20 protein-coding genes and 1 pseudogene are annotated in these 21,344 nt (G+C 46.7%); 4 read left to right on the forward strand and 17 right to left on the reverse strand.

Annotation, left to right across the window (positions count from 1 at the left end; translation table 11 throughout):
- Positions 1-153: 153 nt before the first annotated feature.
- Both NSQ39_RS18865 and NSQ39_RS18870 read right to left on the reverse strand, forming a co-directional pair.
- A complete protein-coding gene (locus tag NSQ39_RS18865; protein WP_046130299.1) occupies positions 154-1,002 on the reverse strand; it encodes an HAD-IIB family hydrolase in 849 nt (282 codons plus the stop codon).
- Positions 989-1,300, reverse strand: a pseudogene (locus NSQ39_RS18870) (DegT/DnrJ/EryC1/StrS family aminotransferase); the annotation flags it as partial. The gene NSQ39_RS18865 and the pseudogene NSQ39_RS18870, both read right to left, overlap by 14 nt.
- 353 nt (positions 1,301-1,653) lie before the next feature.
- On the opposite strand from NSQ39_RS18870, the gene NSQ39_RS18875 reads away from it, so the two are divergent.
- A complete protein-coding gene (locus tag NSQ39_RS18875; protein WP_046130297.1) occupies positions 1,654-2,643 on the forward strand; it encodes a LacI family DNA-binding transcriptional regulator in 990 nt (329 codons plus the stop codon).
- 95 nt (positions 2,644-2,738) lie between these two features.
- Here the strand turns inward: NSQ39_RS18875 and prmC are convergent, their stop codons facing one another.
- Together prmC and prfA are read right to left on the reverse strand one after the other, a co-directional pair.
- Positions 2,739-3,620 carry a peptide chain release factor N(5)-glutamine methyltransferase gene (gene prmC / locus NSQ39_RS18880; RefSeq protein ID WP_046130296.1) on the reverse strand — a complete coding sequence of 294 codons (882 nt, stop codon included), beginning with the start codon at positions 3,618-3,620 and terminating at the stop codon, positions 2,739-2,741.
- Between the two features lies 1 nt (position 3,621).
- On the reverse strand, positions 3,622-4,692 hold the full coding sequence (gene prfA, locus NSQ39_RS18885; RefSeq protein ID WP_046130295.1) for a peptide chain release factor 1: 1,071 nt from the start codon (positions 4,690-4,692) through the stop codon (positions 3,622-3,624).
- A gap of 121 nt (positions 4,693-4,813) precedes the next feature.
- Here prfA and gloA2 point away from each other — a divergent pair, with 121 nt between their 5' ends.
- Both gloA2 and racA read left to right on the forward strand, forming a co-directional pair.
- Entirely contained in the window at positions 4,814-5,197 is a 384-nt protein-coding gene (gene gloA2, locus NSQ39_RS18890; RefSeq protein ID WP_046130294.1) for an SMU1112c/YaeR family gloxylase I-like metalloprotein, read from the forward strand.
- A 134-nt stretch (positions 5,198-5,331) separates the two neighbouring features.
- Positions 5,332-5,883 carry a chromosome-anchoring protein RacA gene (gene racA, locus NSQ39_RS18895; RefSeq protein ID WP_046130293.1) on the forward strand — a complete coding sequence of 184 codons (552 nt, stop codon included), beginning with the start codon at positions 5,332-5,334 and terminating at the stop codon, positions 5,881-5,883.
- Positions 5,884-5,930: 47 nt separating this feature from the next.
- Here racA and NSQ39_RS18900 read toward each other — a convergent pair whose 3' ends face one another.
- From NSQ39_RS18900 to spo0F, 10 genes are all read right to left on the reverse strand, one after another.
- Complete coding sequence (locus tag NSQ39_RS18900) at positions 5,931-6,890, reverse strand: AEC family transporter (RefSeq protein WP_046130292.1); 960 nt, start codon at positions 6,888-6,890, stop codon at positions 5,931-5,933.
- Between the two features lie 207 nt (positions 6,891-7,097).
- Positions 7,098-8,801, reverse strand: coding sequence for an oxaloacetate-decarboxylating malate dehydrogenase (malS, locus tag NSQ39_RS18905; RefSeq protein WP_046130291.1), 1,704 nt, complete (start codon positions 8,799-8,801; stop codon positions 7,098-7,100).
- Positions 8,802-9,151: 350 nt separating this feature from the next.
- Positions 9,152-9,736: a thymidine kinase gene (locus NSQ39_RS18910; protein ID WP_175076684.1), complete on the reverse strand. Its 585-nt coding sequence runs from the start codon at positions 9,734-9,736 to the stop codon at positions 9,152-9,154.
- A gap of 82 nt (positions 9,737-9,818) precedes the next feature.
- A complete protein-coding gene (gene rpmE, locus NSQ39_RS18915) occupies positions 9,819-10,019 on the reverse strand; it encodes a 50S ribosomal protein L31 (protein ID WP_006639435.1) in 201 nt (66 codons plus the stop codon).
- A 120-nt stretch (positions 10,020-10,139) separates the two neighbouring features.
- Entirely contained in the window at positions 10,140-11,423 is a 1,284-nt protein-coding gene (rho, locus tag NSQ39_RS18920; protein ID WP_046130289.1) for a transcription termination factor Rho, read from the reverse strand.
- Positions 11,424-11,864: 441 nt separating this feature from the next.
- Complete coding sequence (gene glpX, locus NSQ39_RS18925; RefSeq protein ID WP_046130287.1) at positions 11,865-12,830, reverse strand: class II fructose-bisphosphatase; 966 nt, start codon at positions 12,828-12,830, stop codon at positions 11,865-11,867.
- A gap of 63 nt (positions 12,831-12,893) precedes the next feature.
- Positions 12,894-14,183 carry a UDP-N-acetylglucosamine 1-carboxyvinyltransferase gene (locus NSQ39_RS18930; RefSeq protein ID WP_046130286.1) on the reverse strand — a complete coding sequence of 430 codons (1,290 nt, stop codon included), beginning with the start codon at positions 14,181-14,183 and terminating at the stop codon, positions 12,894-12,896.
- A gap of 253 nt (positions 14,184-14,436) precedes the next feature.
- Positions 14,437-15,072 (reverse strand): fructose-6-phosphate aldolase, encoded by a 636-nt coding sequence (gene fsa / locus NSQ39_RS18935; protein WP_175076683.1) that lies wholly within the window; start codon positions 15,070-15,072, stop codon positions 14,437-14,439.
- A gap of 174 nt (positions 15,073-15,246) precedes the next feature.
- Positions 15,247-16,104 carry a class II fructose-bisphosphate aldolase gene (locus tag NSQ39_RS18940; RefSeq protein WP_046130283.1) on the reverse strand — a complete coding sequence of 286 codons (858 nt, stop codon included), beginning with the start codon at positions 16,102-16,104 and terminating at the stop codon, positions 15,247-15,249.
- A gap of 205 nt (positions 16,105-16,309) precedes the next feature.
- The gene (gene spo0F / locus NSQ39_RS18945) at positions 16,310-16,684 is read right to left on the reverse strand and encodes a sporulation initiation phosphotransferase Spo0F (protein ID WP_046130282.1); all 375 of its coding nucleotides are present in this window, start codon (positions 16,682-16,684) and stop codon (positions 16,310-16,312) included.
- 178 nt (positions 16,685-16,862) lie between these two features.
- On the opposite strand from spo0F, the gene NSQ39_RS18950 reads away from it, so the two are divergent.
- Positions 16,863-17,393, forward strand: a complete 531-nt coding sequence (locus NSQ39_RS18950) for a DUF2529 domain-containing protein (protein ID WP_175076682.1) — start codon at positions 16,863-16,865, stop codon at positions 17,391-17,393.
- A gap of 108 nt (positions 17,394-17,501) precedes the next feature.
- Here NSQ39_RS18950 and NSQ39_RS18955 read toward each other — a convergent pair whose 3' ends face one another.
- The 3 genes from NSQ39_RS18955 to NSQ39_RS18965 form a co-directional block, all read right to left on the reverse strand.
- On the reverse strand, positions 17,502-19,109 hold the full coding sequence (locus tag NSQ39_RS18955) for a CTP synthase (RefSeq protein WP_175076681.1): 1,608 nt from the start codon (positions 19,107-19,109) through the stop codon (positions 17,502-17,504).
- Between the two features lie 255 nt (positions 19,110-19,364).
- Positions 19,365-19,880, reverse strand: a complete 516-nt coding sequence (rpoE, locus tag NSQ39_RS18960; protein WP_046130279.1) for a DNA-directed RNA polymerase subunit delta — start codon at positions 19,878-19,880, stop codon at positions 19,365-19,367.
- A gap of 315 nt (positions 19,881-20,195) precedes the next feature.
- Positions 20,196-21,335 (reverse strand): acyl-CoA dehydrogenase, encoded by a 1,140-nt coding sequence (locus NSQ39_RS18965; RefSeq protein ID WP_175076680.1) that lies wholly within the window; start codon positions 21,333-21,335, stop codon positions 20,196-20,198.
- Positions 21,336-21,344: the final 9 nt, after the last annotated feature.

A 21,344-nucleotide genomic window follows, 5' to 3' on the forward strand; every position in this document is an offset into this window, starting at 1 on the left:
CGTGTCCGGCATCGCTATCATCCGCTCGGTTAGCCCAGTCTTAAGCAGAAAACTCATTTTTCTGTCGCGAATGATAGTAAAATACGCCGTTTTGGCAGTTGACCTCTATGCTAAAGCCGCACTCATCGGTTTTTGTGCATTTAAGGACACTTCTTATCGTTTGATATTGGCTTTTAGCACTTCTAAAATTCCAGCCGTATAGCTACCTTCTGTAATACGGGAATGGAGCGACTTGGCTTCCGCTGTCGCATTCCCCACCAGATAACCATGTCCGGTTTTTTTAAGCATATCCACATCGTTTCCGCTGTCGCCGAAAGCAAATGAATTCTTCCTCTCTATCTCGAATTTATCCAATATAAAATCCACAATGTACGGTTTGCCCGTCCGTAAGGGGATAAAGTCCACATCATAGCTGTTTTCCGGATCGCCTGCCAAAGGGTTGCAGCGGTTGATATTCACTCCTATTCCATGCTCTCTTGCAAGCCGCCTGACGGCTTCAAGCGCTCTCTTATCTGTGCTCTCATCCGACGATGTATAGTAATAGTTGATTTTATAGCGGGAAAAACCATGCTGAGTCTGAGGCACAAGCGCAATCTCATATTTTTTAGAGAGAGTCCGCATGATTTCTTCGACAAGCTCATGGGAGAAATTTGATTCTTGCAATCGGGCTTCCCAATCTTCATCAGAGTCTTGACCTTCTTCAGAGAAATAGGTGATGTCAGTGCCAAGATCACTGGCTATAAAATGCGGAAGATAACGAAAGCCTCCCCGCTTCATTTTTGCAAGAACGGATGATAGGCTGCTCCCGGTCACCCAGCCGAGCAAAATCTTGTGATCAAGATGGTGCGAATGAATAAATGTTTCAAGGTCCATAAGCGCTTTTCTCGATTCATCGGTGATGCTGTGGGCGAAATATGTCTCATCAAAATCGCAAAATACGGCGTACTTCGGTTTGTTTACTTGCTGCAAGGTGTGAAAAGAAAGTGTTTCATGATACGACATCAATTAAAGCCTCCATTACTTTTTTTGTTCTTCTGCGGTAAAGTCCAGAATAGAGAGGACGCTGAAGCATTTGTTTACGCACTGATTCAGTGACCGGAAGCGATTTGTGCTGATGATGGGATAAAATCGAGTAGTATATATCTGTTTTGACATTGTGAAATTTAAGCATCATATCTTTGACTCGGTCTCGATTTCCGTTTATTATTTTTATTGCAAACAAATGCCATGCGTGATCATCGGTCATTTGCAGCAGTTTGATCAGACCTCTGTCTTCATACTGCTGCAAATGCACAATATAACGATCTGCTAAATATAAGCTTTTAAGATTATTTGATGAAGCGGCATAAAATCAACTCTGGAGGGCGGGAAATCCATTCTGTTCAGCAAATTGACGGTCATGTCGAATTGGTCCTGCAGCATGTCTCTTTTCATTTTTGATTGGCCAGTGTGTCGTCTATACGGCATTCACAAGCGAGCTTCCCTTCCTTCAAATCATTCATTCAGAAGCACAAATAGCTGTTTGCTTGTGCAAGTCATGTTTTCGCTTGCGGTTTTCATCAATTTCACCCCATAGGAAATTGTCTATTTCATGACATATCTTAAATGATGGAATCGATACCATAACAACTCTTTTTTTCAGGAAGTGATTTTATGCCTACGATTGATGAAATTGCAAAATTAAGCAATGTGTCAAAAACAACTGTTTCAAGGGTACTGAACGATCATCCCTATGTATCTGAAGAAAAAAGGAAGCGGGTTTTGGAAGTCATCGAAAAATTGGACTACATCCCGAACATGTCTGCACGAAAGCTTAGATCCAACAAAACGATGTTTCTCGCAGTGTCCGTCCCTCACGCGGACCACCCATTCTTCGCGCAGCTCATGAAGCATATGTCCGCTGAGGCGCTGAAATACCAATACAAAGTCATTGTGTTTCAGACGTTTTATCAAAAGCAGAATGAACTGAAAGTACTGGAGCTGCTCAAGAGGAAAGAAGTCGACGGCGTCATGTTATGCAGCCTTGAAAATGAATGGGATGTCATCAAAAAATACCTCAAATACGGTCCCGCAGTCTTGGCAAATGAATTCCACGCCGAAGCGGACGTGCCGGTGATCTGCTATGACGAATTCGAAGCCGGATATAAAGGAACGGAGCTTTTTATTCAAAAGGGGCATCATTTAATGGCCTTTTGCTGTGACACGATACACAGCAAGGCCCAGATTATGAGAAAAGAAGGGTTTATGAAAGCATTGTCTGATGCAGGTTTACGTTTCCAGGAGAAGTGGATGTTCAGCCACGCATTTACCATTCATGACGGCTTCCGCATTATGGACCAGATCCACCACATGTCCGAAAAGCCGACCGCCATTTTTACGGGAAACGACCAAGTGGCCGCAGGAATTATTAAAAGGGCCCTGTATTATCAATATGAAGTGCCAAAGCAGCTTGCAGTGCTTGGATATGACAATCAATCGATCTGTGAGGTGACCGATCCGGAAATCACGACAATCGATATACCTGTTGAAGAGCTGGCTCAAAGAGCAGTATGTGCAATGGTAAACCTTCTGAGTGGGGAAAGCAGCTTACAGAGGAATGTCGTGACACTGTCCCCTACATTAAAAATAAGACAATCTGTTTAGGGTATATATTAATCTTGAACTATTTTTTATTTTATTCCGATAAAATCACCTCTTGAAAACAGAAAAGCAGACCGCCTGAACAGACGATCTGCTTCTTATTGCGCCGGAGACATCCGGCCTTTTTCGATTGCAGCGCAGACGATTCGGTCTTTTCCATTCAGGTCCTTTTTCACCTGGACGTCCGCATCAGGAAAGAAACGGTGAAACATGTCCCTGACGGCGCTCCCCTGCGTCCAGCCGATTTCAAAAACAACCAGCGCTTTATCTCCAATGACAAAAGGAATTTCTTTCATGAAACGCTTATAAAACTGCAATCCGTCAGCACCGTCCGTCAAGGCTCCCGCAGGTTCATGAAGACGGACGACATCGGACAGCGTCCTCATGTCTTCCTCAGATATATAAGGAGGATTCGACACAATGACATCCGCTTTTTTGTTTTGCTTGATAAGCGGCTCAAGTAAATCGCCGCCGATGAAATCCACTTTCGCTCCAAGCCGGCAAGCGTTGTGTCTTGCCGTACTTAAAGCCTGTTCCGAAATATCCGTCGCCGTAACGGAAAAACGCGGGCTCTCAAGCGCAAGGGTCACCGCAATCGCCCCGCTCCCAGTACCGACGTCGACGGCTTTAAGGCGCTCCGTTCCGGGAAAAACTCTTTCCGCTTCGGAAAGAACCGCTTCAACGACCTCCTCTGTTTCAGGACGCGGAATCAGAACGTGTTCATTTACCGAAAATTCCCGTCCGTAAAAGGACTCTTTTCCGGTGATATATTGAACAGGCACTCCTTGACGATGAAGCTCGACAGACTTTTTAAACTTCAAAAAATCAGATTCTGATATGACATCATGGAAGCTTGCCAGCAGTTTGCTGCGGTCGATGTTCAGCTGATCTGTCAGCAAAATTTCCGCGGCGTTTTGATCTCTGCCCGCTTCAATTAAATAAGAAGAAGCCCACTTGAGGGCTTCGAAAACCGTTTTCATCTTAGCTCTCCGACTGTTGAAGCTTGCTTGCCTGATCCTCAACAATCAGGGCGTCAATCACTTCATCAAGCTTGCCTTCGAGTATTTGGTCGAGCTTCTGAATCGTAAGGCCGATGCGGTGATCCGTCACGCGGTTTTGCGGAAAATTGTACGTGCGGATACGCTCGGAACGGTCTCCCGTACCGACCGCCGATTTACGGTTTTGATCATATTCAGCCTGCGCCTCTTGCTGGAATTTGTCATAAATCCGCGCGCGCAATACCTTCATCGCTTTTTCCTTGTTTTTAATTTGTGATTTCTCATCTTGGCATGAGACGACAACCCCCGTCGGAATGTGCGTCAGGCGGACGGCGGACATCGTCGTGTTTACGCTTTGTCCCCCCGGTCCGCTTGAGGCGAAAGTATCGACGCGAATATCTTTCTCATGGATTTCGACTTCGACTTCCTCCGCTTCCGGGAGACAGGCAACGGTTGCCGTCGACGTATGGATCCGCCCTCCGGATTCGGTTTCAGGAACACGCTGTACGCGGTGTGCACCGTTCTCATACTTAAGCCTTGAGTACGCGCCGTTTCCATTGATCATAAAAATAATCTCTTTATAGCCGCCCGTGCCGGTCACATTGGCCTCCATCACTTCTGTTTTCCAGCCTTGCAGCTCGGCATAGCGGGTGTACATCCGGTACAGGTTTCCGGCAAATAAAGCCGCTTCCTCACCGCCAGCCGCGCCGCGGATTTCCATAATGACGTTTTTGTCATCGTTCGGATCTTTCGGAATAAGCAGGACCTTCAGCTTGTCTGTCAGCGTTTCGATTTCTTCCTGCAGCTCTGAAATCTCTTCTTTTACCATCTCGCGCATCTCTTGATCAAGCTTTTCTTCAAGCATCACCTTCGCATCATCCAGCTGCTCGGATGCGTTTCGATAACGTCTATATACCTCAACTGTTTCCTGCAGATCAGATTGTTCTTTTGAATATTCTCTAAGCTTCTTCGGATCGTTTACGACCTCCGGATCGCTTAACAGTTCATTTAATTTTTCGTAACGGTCTTCTATTGATTTTAAACGGTCTAACACGCTCTTCACCTCTGTTTGCTGTGCGTAACATTCTAATTATAGTATAGGGGGGCTTCCCCGTCAAAACCACATGGCAAATCATAGGATTTGTTATACTGTTAAGAAAAAAGGAGCTTTTCCCATGCTGAAATCGATCCATCACATCGCCATTATCTGCTCAGATTATGAAGCCTCAAAAGCATTTTATGTCGACAAGCTCGGCCTTGAGATCATCGCCGAAACTTATCGAAAAGACAGAGATTCGCATAAGCTCGATCTCGCATTAAACGGCCGGTACGTCATTGAACTGTTTTCGTTTCCGAATCCGCCTGAACGCGTGACACGTCCTGAAGCGGCCGGCCTCCGCCATTTGGCTTTTGCGGCAGACGACCTCGACCATGCCGTCTCAAAACTGCTGGAAAAAGGCATAACGGCAGAAGCAGTCCGCACCGACCCCGAAACCGGCAAACGGTTTACGTTTTTCTCCGATCCCGACGGCCTGCCTCTCGAGCTGTATGAAGCATAAGGCTTGGACAGTCTGGAGAAAAACCGATTTCTTTGCCGAATCCCTTCTTCTTTTGTCTAACGGGAAGGAAGCTTCCCATTCGGGTCGAATACCCCTGTTAGATTAAAGCTACAGATTCAAAAGGAGGAATGACCATGAATACGTCCGATGCGGCAAAGAAACTCGGCGTCTCAACAAAAACGGTGCAGCGCTGGGTCAAACATCTGCAATTGCCCGCTTCCCGAAACGAGCTCGGCCACTATTTCTTTACTGATGACGACATCGCGGTTTTGGAAGATGTAAAAGAGCAGCTCAAAAACGGAACCCCTATGCAGGATGTCACGGTGAATCGGCCTAAAAAAAGGTTCCTGGTCAAAAGGCATGATGCCGATCAGCCGAACGCCCCGGAACACGTCAGCCAAGCCATCGAAGAAACGGTGCAGCGCTTTTTGCGGCATGAACAGCTTGAACGGGAACTGCTCCAGAAAAAAATCGCAGAACTCGAAAGAAAGCTGGAGCAGAAAGCGGATGATGTCGTCAGTTATCAGCTTCTTCAACAAAGGCGCGAACTCGAAGAAGAACGGGAGCACATCAAAGCACTCGAACTCAAAATACGCGAATTGGAAAACAGTAAAATCGAAAAAGACACGCCCCCGAGACGGGAAGAAAAAACGAAAAGCAGGTTTAAGTCGATCTTCTCTTTTTAAAGAAAAAAAGCTTGCAAGGCCGGTAACCGGCTCGCAAGCTTTTTATTTTAAGCGGTAATTGCGATTAAAATCGGCAGTGAAATAATCGACAGCACCGCACTGATCACAAATGCAGATGCCGTTTCCGCTTCCTGGCTTTCAAAGTTTGTAGCGATCATCGCAGCCACTGCAGAACCAGGGAATGCGACAAGAAGCACTGCTTTTGTCAGGTCGGCAGAAGACAAACCGAAAATCATGGCGATCACAAACATTAAGGCAGGCTGGGCAGCGACCTTTAACAAGGCGATGCTCAATGCAGGCACGCTGAATTTGATATTGCGGATACCGACTGTTACACCGACTGCGAACAGAGCGATACCAGACGTTGTGTCTCCGAGCATATCAAGCATTTTCTGCGGCAATTCAGGAATTTGCAGACCTAATAGTACAAGAATGATACTTGCGAGCGGCGCAAAAGCAAGCGGCTCAGACAAACCGTGCAAAATGGATTTTCCTGTCACTTTCCAAATGCTCTCGTTGCTGTTTTCGTCTTGTTTTTTAGACGAACGCCCTACAGTACCTACGATAATTGCCAAAGGATCGAGCATTGCATTGACGACGATTCCTGTAATCGCGATCGGAATCGCAACTTCCTGCATTCCGAACAAGCTTCCCAAAACAGGAATTCCCATAAAAGCGAATGTCGGCTGGGCAGAGTTTAATGAAAACATTGAAGCATCCGTTAAATCGTATTTAAACAAAAATCTTAAAATAAGTAAAATAATGACGTAAAAACCGACGATACCGACAATCAATGAAATCATCAACGGAATTTGACTATAAAATTTATCTTTCGGCGTAGATAAGATGCTTGACACAAAGTGAGCAGGAAGCGCATATTTCGTAACGAGCGTACTTACCCCTTTTGCTGATTTAGCATCATAACTTCCAAAATGACCCGCAAACCATCCCAGCGCAATAACAAAAAATATTGGCGCAAGGAGGATTAAAATATTTAAAAAGCTCACAGCTGTTTCCTCCTCTATGTTGTCCTATTTAAGGACTTAATAACGGCGGTCTTTGGAGGCGAGTCCAAAGCTGCCGATCCCTCTTTAATGGCTTTAGGCCATGGACGCAATGTCCAAAGACCTCAGCCGTTTTGTAACGGCGGCGTTCGAACAGGATATCTGCCGCAGCCGCCGAATTTACATTTATCATTTCCTCTATCAAAAATATTAGTCGCGTTTTGCAACAATTGTTTTGTATTCCGGGCGCCACATTGCATCGCGCACTGCTTTTTCGACATCTTCCGGCTGAACTTGTGCCACTCCGTCTTCAATAGCTGCTTTGACAACATCTATTGCCACTTGAATGGACACGGCTTGGAGATCGTCAATTTTTGGAAGAAGCCCTGCGCCAGGCTTCTCATTATCAACCATTTTTGCAACTGCATTTGCGGATGCTGCAAACATTCCGTTGGTAATCAATTTCGCTTTTGCGACGATCGTTCCAAGTCCCAGTCCAGGGAATACAAAAGCGTTGTTGGATTGTCCGATTTCGTGCGCTACACCGTTGTAATTGACAGGCTCGAACGGGCTTCCCGTTGCGACCAGCGCTTTTCCGTCAGTCCATTTGAACAGGTCTTCAGGAACAGCTTCAGCAAGCGGTGTCGGGTTGGACATCGGCATAATAACCGGACGTTCAGTATGAGCCGCCATTTCTTTGACGATTTCTTCAGTGAAGGCTCCCGCCACACCGGATGTTCCGATTAAGATCGTCGGCTTCACTTGGCGAACGACTTCTTCGAAAGAAATCTCGCCTTTTTCGTTGCGTTTCCAGTCAGCCACTTCGTCCGTTTTGCGCAAATATGGTTCTTGGAAGTCGCGGATATCGTCCATGCCTTCGACTAACAATCCTCTGTAATCGACTGTCCAGAACGCCCGATTTGCTTCCTCAACAGACAGCCCTTCAAGAACCATTGTGTCGCGGATCTGATCAGCAATTCCGATTCCGGCTGAACCCGGTCCGAAGATGACGACGCGATGATCTTTTAATGATGTGCCGGTTCTCTTAACAGCCGCTAAAACAGCCGCCAGCGTAACCGCACCTGTTCCTTGGATATCATCATTAAACGTTGAAATCTTATCAGTATATTTACCCATAATTTTGCGGGCGTTTTTATTCCCAAAATCTTCCCAGTGCAGAAGCGCATTAGGGAATAATTTTAATGCTGTGTTGACATAAGCATCTATGAATTCGTCATAGCGCTCGCCCTCTACGCGAGGATGGCGGTTTCCGATGTATAACGGATCGTTCAGAAGCTTTTCGTTGTTCGTTCCGACATCAAGCACAACCGGAATTACGCGATTTGGATCGATTCCAGCTGCTGCTGTGTAAACGGCAAGCTTACCGATCGCAATATTGATGCCTCCGACACCCCAGTCGCCGATGCCGAGAATGCTTTCAGAGTCTGTTGCAACGATCAAATCGATATCATCGGCTGAAGCTTGAAGGTTTTTAAACGCTGTTTCAATGCCGTCAATATCATCGATAGATAAATAGACACCGTGCGGTCTGCGATATTCATGGCTGTATTCTTGAATCGCCTCCCCGACAGTCGGTGTATAAACAACCGGAAGCATTTCGCGCAGGTGATTTTGCAATAATTTATAAAATAGAACTTCGTTTCGGTTTTGAAGGTCGTTTAAGTATACGTTTTGGCGAAGACGGTCAGGCTGTTTCGAAAATTGTTCATAAGCACGTTCCGCCTGCTGGTCAAGACTAAGTACTGTTGGAGGCAGCAAACCTTCAAGGCCGAGATCCTTTCTCTCTTCAGGAGAAAATGCAACCCCTTTATTTAACGCAGGAATCGATAGTACGTCTTTTCCTCTTAAAGAAGTTTCTAAGTATCCTTCCTTCGTTCTTTTCATGTTATTCACGCTAATTACCTTCTTTCTCAAAATGTTAATAAGGTGAAATAATTACTCTGACTGATAGAGGCATTTGTCTTCTCCACTTGGATTTGTCAAATGTGTACGCGCGTTTTTGACAATAATCTGAACAATACCTAAAATCTATTTACATTTTTGTTACTACAGTAAGTCATTTTATGCCTGCTTTTGTCATAATTCAAGCGATGAAAATTAGATAATTTTTTCGTATTCTTAAATAAGTTTTTTAATTACACTTAATCCCATAATATGGACTCAATAAAAAAAACACTTGTTATTACCAAGTGTTTTCCCCCATTTTTTTCTGCAAAACGTATTTGATGTTTCCCTGAAAAAATCTATTCAGGTTTACCCGGAACTTCATGGTGATGACGGCAGCGCGCTTCATACGCTTCAGATGCGCCCACCAGAATAATCGGATCGTGATATGAGGCCGGTTTTCCATTGATCAGCCTTTGTGTCCTGCTTGCAGGTGAGCCGCATACAGAACATACTGCTTGCAACTTTGTCACCGTTTCCGCCAAAGCCATGAGATCCGGTACAACGCCGAACGGCTCTCCGCGAAAATCTTGATCAAGTCCGGCGGCAATGACGCGGTAACCTTGATCGGCAAGGGTGTTTAAAGCTGTGACAATCGTTTCATCAAAAAACTGCACTTCATCAACGCCGATCACATCCGTTTTTTCGCTAATGTGTTCGAATATTTCTTTTGGAGACGTGATTGAGTGGCACACAATGGCTGTCCCATTATGAGACACGATGGAATCGCGGCTGTAGCGATTATCGATCGCAGGCTTGAACACTTTCACTTCCTGCTTTGCAAAGGTCGCCCTTTTGACCCGGCGGATCAGCTCTTCCGATTTGCCCGAGAACATGCTTCCGCAGATGAGTTCGAGCCAGCCGCTTTGCTTCATGACGTACATTCAACTATAACCCCTCTCCAGCGATTTTCGGCACGTAAAAAACAGGCAAGAAACAATTCCTGCCTGTTGGTAGTATCTATTATTACTTAAGACCGTATTTTTTATTAAAGCGATCAACACGACCATCAGCAGAAGCGAATTTTTGGCGGCCAGTGTAGAACGGATGGCATTCAGAACAAATCTCAACGCGTACCTCTTCTTTTACTGAACCTGTTTCAAATTCGTTTCCACAAGCGCATTTCACTGTTGCTCTTTTGAAATTAGGATGAATTCCTGCTTTCATGTCTGTCATCTCCTTCCGCCCTGAATCCAATTCGGAAACAGAGTTATTATTCCGGACAAAATCTCCGGAACGCACATGATAGAATTATAACAGCGTTCCGGATGTTTTGCAAACGAAAGTTTAGCGTCTTGCAGCTGACATGTTGGACTGTTTCCATTCCTGGATCAGCATATCGAAGAATTCCTGATTTGATTTGGTTTTTTTCATTTTTCTCATGAATTTCTCGACAAAGTCCGGCGTGTCTGACATCGTTTTGCGAATGGACCACAGGCGGTCAAGATGTTCTTTCGGAACGAGAAGCTCTTCTTTGCGCGTACCCGAACGGCGGATATCAATGGCAGGAAAAATTCTTCTTTCTGCAAGAGAACGGTCAAGGTGAAGCTCCATGTTGCCTGTTCCTTTAAACTCTTCATAAATGACGTCATCCATGCGTGAACCCGTGTCGACGAGAGCTGTTGCCAATATCGTTAAGCTTCCGCCCTCTTCAATGTTCCGGGCTGCCCCAAAGAAGCGTTTCGGACGGTGGAATGCCCCTGGGTCAATTCCCCCTGACAAGGTTCTGCCGCTTGGCGGAATGACTAAATTGTACGCGCGGGCCAGTCTTGTAATGCTGTCCATTAAAATGACGACGTCTTTTTTATGCTCGACGAGCCTCATGGCACGTTCCAATACGAGTTCGGCCACTTTAATATGGTTTTCCGGCACTTCGTCAAACGTCGAGCTGACAACGTCACCGGCCACAGAGCGTTCAATATCGGTGACTTCTTCAGGTCTTTCATCAATCAGAAGCACGATCAGCTCTGCTTCCGGATGATTGGTCGTGATGCTGTTAGCGATTTCTTTTAACAGGATCGTTTTACCCGCTTTAGGCGGAGCGACAATTAAACCGCGCTGGCCAAAGCCGACAGGCGCCATCATGTCCATGATGCGTGTTGACAGATGATTAGGCTTCGTTTCCAGCACCATTTGGCGATCCGGGTACAGAGGCGTTAAGGCCGGAAAATGCACGCGTTCTTTGGCTGATTCGGGGTCATCTCCGTTGACGGCTTCAACGTGGAGCAGACCGTAGTACCGTTCATTTTCTTTTGGAGGTCGGACCTTCCCGGATACTTTATCACCGTTTCTCAAATCGAAACGGCGGATTTGGGATGCGGAAATGTAGATATCCTCTGAGCTCGGGGAATAATTAATCGGCCTCAAGAATCCAAAGCCTTCCGACTGGATGATTTCCAAGACGCCTTCCATAAACAGAAGATCTTCCTGTTCGGCATTGGCCTTCAGAATGGCAAAAATCAGCTCTTTTTTTGTCAGTTTGCTGTAATACGAGATTTTATAGTGCCTTGCCAGCTCATACAGCTCTTTTAATTTCATATTTTCCAAAGATGAAATGGATACATCTTTCACTAAGAACACCACGCTTCATAAATATTTGCTTTCGTCCCATTAGCATACTAAAAGAGACGATTTTATTGATACAGCCGATTCAGCTTCTATCGGCAACGCTTCCACCCATATATATCGTCGAATTGAAAAGGATTATAAGTATGGTCGAGAAAGAAGCGAGGACTGAAACAAGAGAAGATTTTATCGCATATCGTGTTGATGCGGCAGGAATTTTGGCTCCCTCTTCGGGGTGCCCGGAACAAATTTCGCAGCACTCTTTATTTTTACCTTATTTGACGATCATATTCAACTTGATTTGTGTTTTGACATAAAATTGATAGAGATGACCCTGTTTTGAAAACGAAGGCTGCCTGAATTGTATCAGAGGATCGATATTCGTTCAATTCATATGGCTATATACAGGGGAAAAGCGGGTTAATATTCCCCGCTTTTTCTTTCCCTTTAAGGCCGGATGACCAAGTTCGGTTTTTTCTTGAGACTGTGTCTTCCGTCTACAAATCGGACGGTTCCTGATTTTGCCCTCATGACGACGCTGTGCGTGGTTCCGACAGATCCTTTAAATTGGACGCCGCGCAGCAGCTCTCCGTCCGTCACGCCCGTCGCGGCAAAAATCGCATCATCGCCTTTGACGAGGTCCTCCATCCGAAGCACTTTTGACGTATCAAGACCCATTTTCTCGCATCGTTTAAGCTCTTCTTCATTTTGCGGAAGCAGCTTCCCGTGGATTTCTCCTCCGAGGGCTTTCAGGGCAACTGCGGATAAAACCCCTTCCGGCGCGCCTCCTGATCCGAATAAAATATCAACGCCCGTATGGTCAAAAGCAGTGTTGATCGCTGCGGCTACATCGCCGTCATTGATCAGCTTGATCCTTGCGCCGGCTTCCCGGAGTTCGTGAATGATCTTCTCATGGCGCGGACGGTTCAAAATGGTCGCTACGACATCTTCGATATCTTTGTTTTTCGCTTTCGCCACGGCCTTCAAATTATCAATCACAGGCGCCTCAATATCGATGCAGCCGACCGCTTCGGGGCCCACGGCGATTTTATCCATATACATGTCAGGCGCATTGAGCAAATTCCCGTGATCTGCTACAGCGATAACGGCGAGAGCATTCCAGCCGCCGCTCGCCACGATATTTGTCCCTTCAAGGGGGTCAACCGCTACGTCCACACGGGGGCCATAGCCGTTCCCAAGCTTTTCTCCGATATAAAGCATAGGAGCTTCATCCATTTCGCCTTCCCCGATGACGACCGTCCCCTTCATCGGAATGGTGTCAAATACATCCCTCATGGCACTTGTGGCCGCGTCATCCGCTTCGTCTTTTTTACCCCTTCCCATCCAACGGGCCGACTTCAGCGCCGCCGCCTCCGTTACACGTACAAGTTCCATTGATAAGCTTCTTTCCATTCCTATCTAATCTCCTCTCACCCTAAAATCGGTTTGTGTATGATCATTCGTTGTTTTCATCCGCTAGGAATTCTGGAGCTGCTCAATTTCCTGATCTGTCAGCTTCTCGCGCCAGACCGTCGCACCGAGGTTTGTCAGCTTTTCCTCGAGCATGCTGTATCCTCTGTCAAGGTGTTCAAGACCAGTAATTTCGGTGATTCCTTCCGCCATCAGTCCGGCCACGACGAGACAGGCTCCGGCTCTGAGATCGCTCGCTTTTACTTTTGCGCCTTGAAGGGGAACTGGCCCCGTAATGATCGCCGATCTTCCCTCAACCTTCATCGATGCACCCATCCGCCGCAGCTCGTCAATATGCTTAAAGCGCGCGGAATAAATGGTGTCGGTGACAACGCTTGTCCCGTTTGCCTTCGTTAAAAGCGAAGTCATCGGCTGCTGCAAATCCGTCGGGAATCCCGGATACACGAGCGTTTTAAGGTCGACCGGCTTCAGCTCCTTCTGTCCGCCGATCATCAGGATCTGCTCGCTGCTCTCCTCGATTCGAACGCCCATCTCGCGAAGCTTGGCGATCAGTGATTCCAAATGCGTGGGTATCACATTATCAATCAGCACTTCCTGCCCCATGGAAGCAGCTGCAATCATGAAGGTCCCGGCTTCAATCCGGTCCGGAATAATCGAGTGGCGGCAGCCGTGAAGAGATTCGACGCCTTCGATGCGAATCACATCCGTTCCGGCTCCTTTGATTTTTGCCCCCATGCTCGTTAACAGGGTGGCGACATCGATGATTTCCGGTTCCTTCGCAGCATTTTCAATCACGGTTCTGCCTTTGGCGAGTACTGCAGCCAGCATAATGTTGATCGTTGCTCCAACACTGACGACATCAAGATAAATTCTCGCGCCCTTTAATTCCTCTGCACGCAAATAAATCGCACCTTGTTCATTCGTCACTTCTGCTCCGAGCGCCTCAAAACCTTTGATATGCTGATCAATCGGCCTCGGACCGAGATGGCAGCCTCCAGGAAGGCCGATAACCGCCTTTTTAAAGCGGCCGAGCATCGCTCCCATCAAGTAGTAAGAAGCCCGAAGCTGTTTGACTTTCCCGTTCGGCAAGGGCATGCTGATCATCGGTGCAGGATCAACGACCATTTCTCCCTTTTCGAAATGAACATTCCCGCCGATCTCCCTCAGCAGATCTCGAAGCGTGAGAATATCGGATATGTGGGGAAGGCCTTCAAGGGTAACTGTCGAATCAGCCAAAATTGTCGCGGGGATGAGTGCGACAGCGCTGTTTTTGGCTCCGCTTATATGCACTGTTCCATTTAAAGGATCGCCGCCAGCTATATTTAACTTTTCCATGATCGTCTCCTTCCTTAAAGAAGATAGCTAATGGAGCGTACAATGATTTAACTCAAAATAGATGGTTCTTTTCAAAATCTATCCAATTAAAAGAGAAAGAATACAACACATTTCAAAATTTATCAGGAAGATATTGCGGGGCTCTCGCGCGGCAAGGTTCTCTGCGTTAAAACCGTCAATTCTCTTTGCAAGACAAAATGGTGACAAACGGAGGGATCGCCTCCACTTGCCACTCACATTCAGCCTCTTTGCTTTATTTATTCCAGTCAGCTAAAAACTGCTCGATTCCTTTATCAGTCAGCGGGTGCTTCGCCAGCTGGTAAATGACTTTCAGCGGCATCGTGCCGATGTGCGCCCCTCTTAATGCAGCTTCTGTCACGTGCTGCGGATGGCGGATTGATGCGGCGATGATTTGCGTATGCAAACCGTGCACATCAAAAATCTGTTTGACTTCGCTGATGAGATCAAGGCCGTTATGACCGATGTCATCCAGCCGCCCGAGGAACGGGGAAACATAAGTAGCGCCCGCCCTTGCTGCCAAAAGCGCCTGGTTTGCGCTGAAGATCAGCGTTACATTTGTTTTGATGCCGAGATCTGTCAACGCTTTAACGGCTTTCAGACCGTCCGGCGTCATCGGAATTTTCACCGTAATGTTCGGCGCTATTTTCGCAAGTTCTTTTCCTTCTTCAATCATCTCTTCCGCTTTAAGGGAAATAACCTCAGCGCTGACGGAACCTGAAACCACCTCGGTAATTTCACGCAGGCGATCATGGAACGAAACGTTTTCTTTTGCCACTAAGCTGGGGTTTGTCGTAACCCCTGCAAGCACGCCGAGAGAATGAGCCTCTTTGATTTCGTTAATATTTGCGGTATCAATAAAAAACAGCATATTGATAAAACCTCCTGTCATGAAAATGTCTGAACTGTGGAACATGTTTGCGCTTTCCGGATGATATGGATAAAACCGCCTGTCGCTACCAGGCGGCTTTTAACCGGGCGGGAAACTTGCGTCTCCCCGAAAACGCCCTGCTCCACGGAGAAGCGGACGTTTTTCAAAATGTCATTATGCTTTGTTTGAAGAACCAAATTCGCGCATTTTGCCGATAACCGTTTCTTTGATCGCATCGCGAGCAGGTCCGAGGTATTTGCGCGGATCGTACTCTTCCGGTTTTGCAGCCAGCGTTTCGCGAACAGCTTTCGCGGAAGCGATTTGGTTTTCAGTGTTTACGTTGATTTTTGCCGTACCCAAAGAAATTGCTTTCTTAATGTCGGCAGTTGGAATGCCTGTGCCGCCGTGAAGAACGAGCGGAAGACCAGTCGTTTTTCCGATTTCTTCCATTTCTTTGAAGCCAAGGTTTGGCTCGCCTTTGTAAGGGCCGTGAACCGAACCTAATGCAGGGGCAAGGCAGTCGATGCCTGTGCGCTTAACAAGCTCCTTACATTCATTTGGATCTGCGTAGATGACGCCGTCAGCAACGACATCGTCTTCCTGCCCGCCTACAGTTCCAAGCTCAGCTTCAACTGAGACACCGTGGAAATGAGCAAGCTCAACCACTTTTGCAGTTGTTGCAACGTTCTCTTCAAAAGGATGGTGGGAAGCGTCGATCATAACTGAAGTGAATCCCGCATGGATCGCTTTGGCGCAAGATTCGAAGCTTGAACCGTGGTCTAAATGGATCGCAACCGGAACGGTCACTTTGTATTCCTCCATCAGCGCTTTTACCATCGCAACGACGGTTTTGAATCCGCCCATGTAGCGTCCGGCACCTTCAGATACGCCAAGGATAACAGGGGATTTTTCTTCTTCAGCAGCCTGTAAAATCGCTTGTGTAAACTCAAGGTTATTTAGATTAAATTGTCCGACAGCATATCCGTTCTCTTTTGCTTTGTTCAACATTTCCGTCATAGATACTAAAGGCATGTCGAAAGTCCTCCTTATGTAGCCTGATTTGCTTTTTTCGAAAAAAGCTTCCTCACCTATCTAGCATGACCAGAAAAACCTGCCATATGTAAAATGTTTTGTTCATTAAACGTTAGATAGCTTTTCTCTACTTATATAGAATAACAATTTATCGACAAATCGGCAACATCATCGCTTGTGACAAGATCAAAAACTTTTCGTTCTGTCAGCCGTTGGATTTAATGGGAAGATACGTTTTGACCGCATCGCGGATTTCATCGATGTCAAAAGGCTTTGCAAAGTGGGTCAGGGCGCCCAGCTCCTTTGATTCCTGAATCATGTCGAGCTCTCCGTACGCCGTCATAATAATGACGCGGATGCCTTCATCTATGACTTTCATTCTTTTTAAAATTTCGATTCCATCCATTCCCGGTATTTTCATATCAAGCAAAACCAGGTCGGGCCGTTCTTTTTTGACAATATCGAGAGCCTGGATTCCGTTTGCGGCCTGGAAGGTTTTGTACCCTTCTTTATTGAAAACCTCATTAAGCAAAACCCGAATCCCGTACTGGTCATCGACAATTAAAATCTTTTCATTCATTTTTCTACACCTCTATAATTATAATTTTCGCCAAAATTAAGCAGTAGTTTATCTATTCTGTTTTGTTTTTCCCTTTTCCTTTAATTAAAAAATTTAAGTTTGCGACATATTTAGAGGATTTTTCCCATGATTCTCTTTTGTTATATAATGAACAGACAGTAAAAAAGGAGGAGTCAGCTTGCTTAAAATTTTCACCACTCAATTGTCGGGAATCTTCAATCGGATTCAAGAGGGGGAAGCCCAATCGATCGAAGACGGAGCCCGGCTGTTGGCTCAGGCGGTCATCAGCGACCACTCGGTTTATGTATATGGAAAAAATGAATTGGAGGGCATTTTAAAAGAAGCGCTTTACAGTTCTGAACCGTTTCCTTCCGTCAAACCGCTTCCGCAGGATGAAGAAAACTGGCCGGCTTTTCAAACGGCGGACAAAGTGCTGATGTTCTGTGCGGCTTCAGCGGATGAAAACGAGCTGAACATGGCGGAAAAGCTGAATGAAAAAGGGATCGGGCTCGTGGCCGTATCCCCTTCGGGAAAAGACGGCGCGCCGATCGCTGCATTCGCCGACGTCCATATCGATTCTAAGCTGAAAATGCCGCTTCTTCCGGATGAAGACGGAACAAGGTTCGGATTTCCGTCCCTGATGGTCTGCCTTTACGTATATCATGCCCTGTCCTTTACATTAAAGGAAATTTTGCAGGAATACCAATAAAAATAGCTGCCTATAGGAAACTAATCATGGATGAGGCCGGCCTTACATATGCGGCAAAAGCTGAAAAAAGCCTGTCAGCAAACGAGTTGACAGGCTTTTTTTATGGTTTTACAGCTTCTCTGAAGCTTTTAATGAAGCGTGCACAAAGTCTCTGAACAATGCTTGAGGTCTTGTCGGTCTTGAAGTGAACTCAGGATGGAACTGTGACGCGACAAACCACGGGTGGTCTTTCAGCTCAATGATTTCGACGAGGCGGCCGTCAGGGCTTGTCCCTGAGAAGACAAATCCTGCTTCTTCCATCTGCTGTCTGAACTCATTGTTGAATTCGTAGCGGTGGCGATGGCGCTCGTAAACGACTTCATTCTGATAGGCTTCATACGCTTTAGAGCCCTCTTGAAGCTTGCACGGATACAATCCGAGGCGAAGCGTTCCGCCGAGATCTTCAATATCCTTTTGCTCTGGAAGAAGGTCAATGATCGGATACGGTGTTGAAGGATCGATTTCAGCCGAATGCGCGCCTTCGAGACCGAGAACGTTTCTCGCATACTCGATTGACGCCACCTGCATGCCGAGGCAAATGCCCAGGAACGGGATCTTTTGCTCGCGGGCATATTTGACGGCGGCAATTTTCCCTTCAACTCCGCGGTCCCCGAATCCGCCCGGAACGAGAATGCCGTCTACATCGTTCACCAAATCGGCGATGTTTTCATCAGTGACCTCTTCAGCGTTGATCCATTTGACCTTAATGTCGGCATCAAACGCATATCCCGCATGGCGGAGAGATTCGACCACAGAGATGTAGGCATCCGGAAGCTCGACGTATTTACCGACCAAACCGATCGTCGCTGTTTTGGAAAGATTCTTCACTTTATTGACAAGCATTTTCCATTCTTCCATGTCTGCTTCCTTGCATTCCAGCTTCAAGTGGCTGCAGACAAGATCGTCAAGCCCTTGCTTCTGAAGGTCGAGCGGAATGGAATAGAGCGTTTCCGCATCCCCCGCTTCAATCACGGCTTTCGGATCGATGTCGCAGAACAGCGCGATTTTGTCTTTCATGTCCTGGGAAATCGGCATTTCCGTTCTGACAACGATCACGTTTGGCTGAATGCCGAGGCTGCGCAGTTCTTTTACGCTGTGCTGCGTCGGTTTTGTTTTCATTTCTCCGGCCGCTTTCAGGTAAGGCACAAGCGTACAATGGATGTACATCACGTTGTCGCGTCCGATGTCGCTCTTGATCTGCCTGATCGCTTCAAGGAACGGCAATGATTCGATATCCCCGACGGTTCCTCCGATTTCCGTGATGACAACATCGGCGTTTGATTCTTTTCCGGCGCGGAACACGCGGTCTTTAATTTCGTTCGTGATGTGCGGGATGACCTGTACGGTGCCTCCCAAATAATCGCCTCTTCGCTCTTTTTTCAGCACCGTCGAATAAATTTTTCCGGTTGTAACGTTGCTGTATTTATTCAAGTTAATGTCGATGAAGCGTTCATAGTGGCCCAGGTCCAAATCGGTTTCCGCACCGTCGTCGGTCACGAATACTTCCCCGTGCTGATACGGACTCATCGTTCCCGGATCTACGTTGATATACGGATCAAACTTTTGGATCGTTACATTCAGGCCTCTGTTTTTCAGCAGGCGGCCCAGTGAAGATGCCGTGATTCCTTTTCCAAGCGAAGAAACGACTCCTCCAGTTACGAAAATGTATTTTGTCATATCTGTACCCCTCTCTTCAATCTAACACTTATTCATTAAAATGCTCCGTTTATGAAAAATCATTTAGATCTTTTCTAAATGATTCAAATGATTAGGAGGCGGAAAAACAAGAAAGCTCCCTTTCAATTTCTTGAAAGGGAGCTGATAGTCCGTATCACTCGAATCTCTTCTTTTTGAAGAGCCCAAAATACATACTACATAGTTCGTCTCGGAAAGTCAAGATTGATTTCAAAATGAATTTCGTACGGACAAATATTAATCTTCTTCTTCTTCGTCCAGGAAGTCCTCGTCTTCATCATCGAGGATCTCATCTTCAAGGTCATCCAGCTCATCATCGTCGGCTTCATCGAGATCGAATTCATCGTCGGCAAGATCGAGGTCGGCTTCTGCATCGTCAAGAAGGATATCGTCCTCATCAACCTCTTCGAATTCATCGAGATCAAGGTCCTCTTCGACGGCTTTTTTCGCTTTTTTCTTTTTGGCTTTTACGGTCGGCTGTGTTTCTTCATCAAGCTGATCGTACGGGTACCAGCTGCGCAGGCCCCAGGTTTGGTCAGACAGCGCCAAAAAGCGGCCGTCGATATTTAAATCCGTGTAAAACTGGGCAATGCGGTCTTCCAATTCTTCTTTTCCCACTCCAAGCAAAGAAGAAACTTTATCTGTAAGTTCCTGGAATGTAATCGGTTTTTTTTGGTCTGAGAAAATTTCGTATGCGATTTCAACTAAAGACATTTCCTTTAGCTGTTCCTCTGAGTACTGTTTCAAACTCATCACCAGACACTCCCTTTCTATCTTCATGTATGTATCTACTATCTTTGTCATAGAAAATAAGCATGTGATTCATGTCTTTACGACAAACCATACCTCTCATTATAAACAAAAGAAAACACTTTATGCTACCTTTATTCCCGTTAATTCAATAATTTTTACCACAAGGCACAGGCAAAAGACAGAAAGGAGGCGTGAGGCTGGGGAAACGCATGAAAAGAAGGCTGTTTTAGGCGGTAATGCCAAAGAAGCCGGCGGTAGGGTTGAAGCCTGTCCGCCGGCGCTTTCCTGCCGCCAGGCGCTAAGGCGGCATTTTCTTCATTTCATCAGCATTTTCGAGATAACGACCCGCTGAATCTCTTGTGTTCCTTCATAAATCTGCGTGATTTTTGCATCGCGCATATAACGCTCAACAGGGTATTCCTTCGTATAGCCGTATCCGCCGAAGATCTGGACGGCCTCTGTCGTCACCTTCATAGCCGCATCGCCTGCGTAAAGCTTTGACATGGCAGACGCTTTTCCGTAAGGCAGGCCTTCTGATTCGAGCCATGCCGCCTGGTATGTCAAGAGCCTCGCAGCTTCAATTTCGGTCGCCATATCCGCCAGTTTGAAGCTCACGCCCTGGTGTTCGGCAATCGGTTTGCCGAATTGCTTTCTTTCTTTTGCGTATGCCTTTGCAGCCTCAAACGCTCCTTGCGCAATGCCGACGGCCTGGGCCGCGATCCCGTTTCTGCCGCCGTCAAGCGTCATCATCGCGATTTTAAAGCCTTCCCCCTCTTCGCCGAGCCTGTTTTTCAAAGGGACACGGCAATCCTCGAGGATGATTTCAGTCGTTGGAGACGAACGGATGCCGAGCTTTTTTTCTTTCTTCCCGACGGAAAAGCCCGGAAACTCCTTCTCAACGATAAAGGCGGTTGTTCCTTTCTGCCTTTTTTCGGGATCAAGAGCTGCGAACAAAATGTATACATCTGCTGCACCACCGTTTGTAATAAAGACCTTCGTTCCGTTTAAAATGTATTCATCACCGCTTTTCACGGCGGTCGTTTTCATTCCGCCCGCATCAGACCCTGATCCAGGCTCCGTCAATCCGTAAGCCCCGAGTTTTTCCCCCCGTGCCATCGGTTTTAAATATTCCTGTTTTTGCTGCTCGGTTCCGAAGGCATAAATGGGCCAGCACGAAAGCGACGTATGAGCTGACAGGGTTACGCCGGTTGAGGCGCATACCTTTGACAGCTCCTCGACTGCAATCACGTACGACAAATAATCGCTGCCGATCCCTCCGTATTCTTCAGGCCAGGGAATGCCTGTCAATCCCAGATCCGCCATCTTCATGAACAGCTCTTTATCAAAACGTTCTTCTTCGTCACGCTCCTTTGCTGTCGGCTCGACCTCATGCTTTGCAAAATCGCGGACCATTTTCCGAATCATTTGATGCTCTTCAGACAGCTGAAAGTTCATCTCTTGCTC

It is taken from the genome of Bacillus sp. FSL W8-0848, assembly GCF_038007805.1.
In the GTDB taxonomy this organism is placed as follows: Bacteria; Bacillota; Bacilli; order Bacillales; family Bacillaceae; genus Bacillus; species Bacillus glycinifermentans.

What these genes read in the sequence shown, in the direction of transcription:
- NSQ39_RS18865 (WP_046130299.1), bottom strand. Translation starts at nt 1,002, where the DNA reads ATGTCGTATCATGAAACACTTTCTTTTCACACCTTGCAGCAAGTAAAC.
- NSQ39_RS18875 (WP_046130297.1), top strand. Translation starts at nt 1,654, where the DNA reads ATGCCTACGATTGATGAAATTGCAAAATTAAGCAATGTGTCAAAAACA.
- prmC (WP_046130296.1), bottom strand. Translation starts at nt 3,620, where the DNA reads ATGAAAACGGTTTTCGAAGCCCTCAAGTGGGCTTCTTCTTATTTAATT.
- gloA2 (WP_046130294.1), top strand. Translation starts at nt 4,814, where the DNA reads ATGCTGAAATCGATCCATCACATCGCCATTATCTGCTCAGATTATGAA.
- racA (WP_046130293.1), top strand. Translation starts at nt 5,332, where the DNA reads ATGAATACGTCCGATGCGGCAAAGAAACTCGGCGTCTCAACAAAAACG.
- NSQ39_RS18910 (WP_175076684.1), bottom strand. Translation starts at nt 9,736, where the DNA reads ATGTACGTCATGAAGCAAAGCGGCTGGCTCGAACTCATCTGCGGAAGC.
- rpmE (WP_006639435.1), bottom strand. Translation starts at nt 10,019, where the DNA reads ATGAAAGCAGGAATTCATCCTAATTTCAAAAGAGCAACAGTGAAATGC.
- glpX (WP_046130287.1), bottom strand. Translation starts at nt 12,830, where the DNA reads ATGGAAAGAAGCTTATCAATGGAACTTGTACGTGTAACGGAGGCGGCG.
- NSQ39_RS18930 (WP_046130286.1), bottom strand. Translation starts at nt 14,183, where the DNA reads ATGGAAAAGTTAAATATAGCTGGCGGCGATCCTTTAAATGGAACAGTG.
- fsa (WP_175076683.1), bottom strand. Translation starts at nt 15,072, where the DNA reads ATGCTGTTTTTTATTGATACCGCAAATATTAACGAAATCAAAGAGGCT.
- NSQ39_RS18940 (WP_046130283.1), bottom strand. Translation starts at nt 16,104, where the DNA reads ATGCCTTTAGTATCTATGACGGAAATGTTGAACAAAGCAAAAGAGAAC.
- spo0F (WP_046130282.1), bottom strand. Translation starts at nt 16,684, where the DNA reads ATGAATGAAAAGATTTTAATTGTCGATGACCAGTACGGGATTCGGGTT.
- NSQ39_RS18955 (WP_175076681.1), bottom strand. Translation starts at nt 19,109, where the DNA reads ATGACAAAATACATTTTCGTAACTGGAGGAGTCGTTTCTTCGCTTGGA.
- rpoE (WP_046130279.1), bottom strand. Translation starts at nt 19,880, where the DNA reads ATGAGTTTGAAACAGTACTCAGAGGAACAGCTAAAGGAAATGTCTTTA.
- NSQ39_RS18965 (WP_175076680.1), bottom strand. Translation starts at nt 21,335, where the DNA reads ATGAACTTTCAGCTGTCTGAAGAGCATCAAATGATTCGGAAAATGGTC.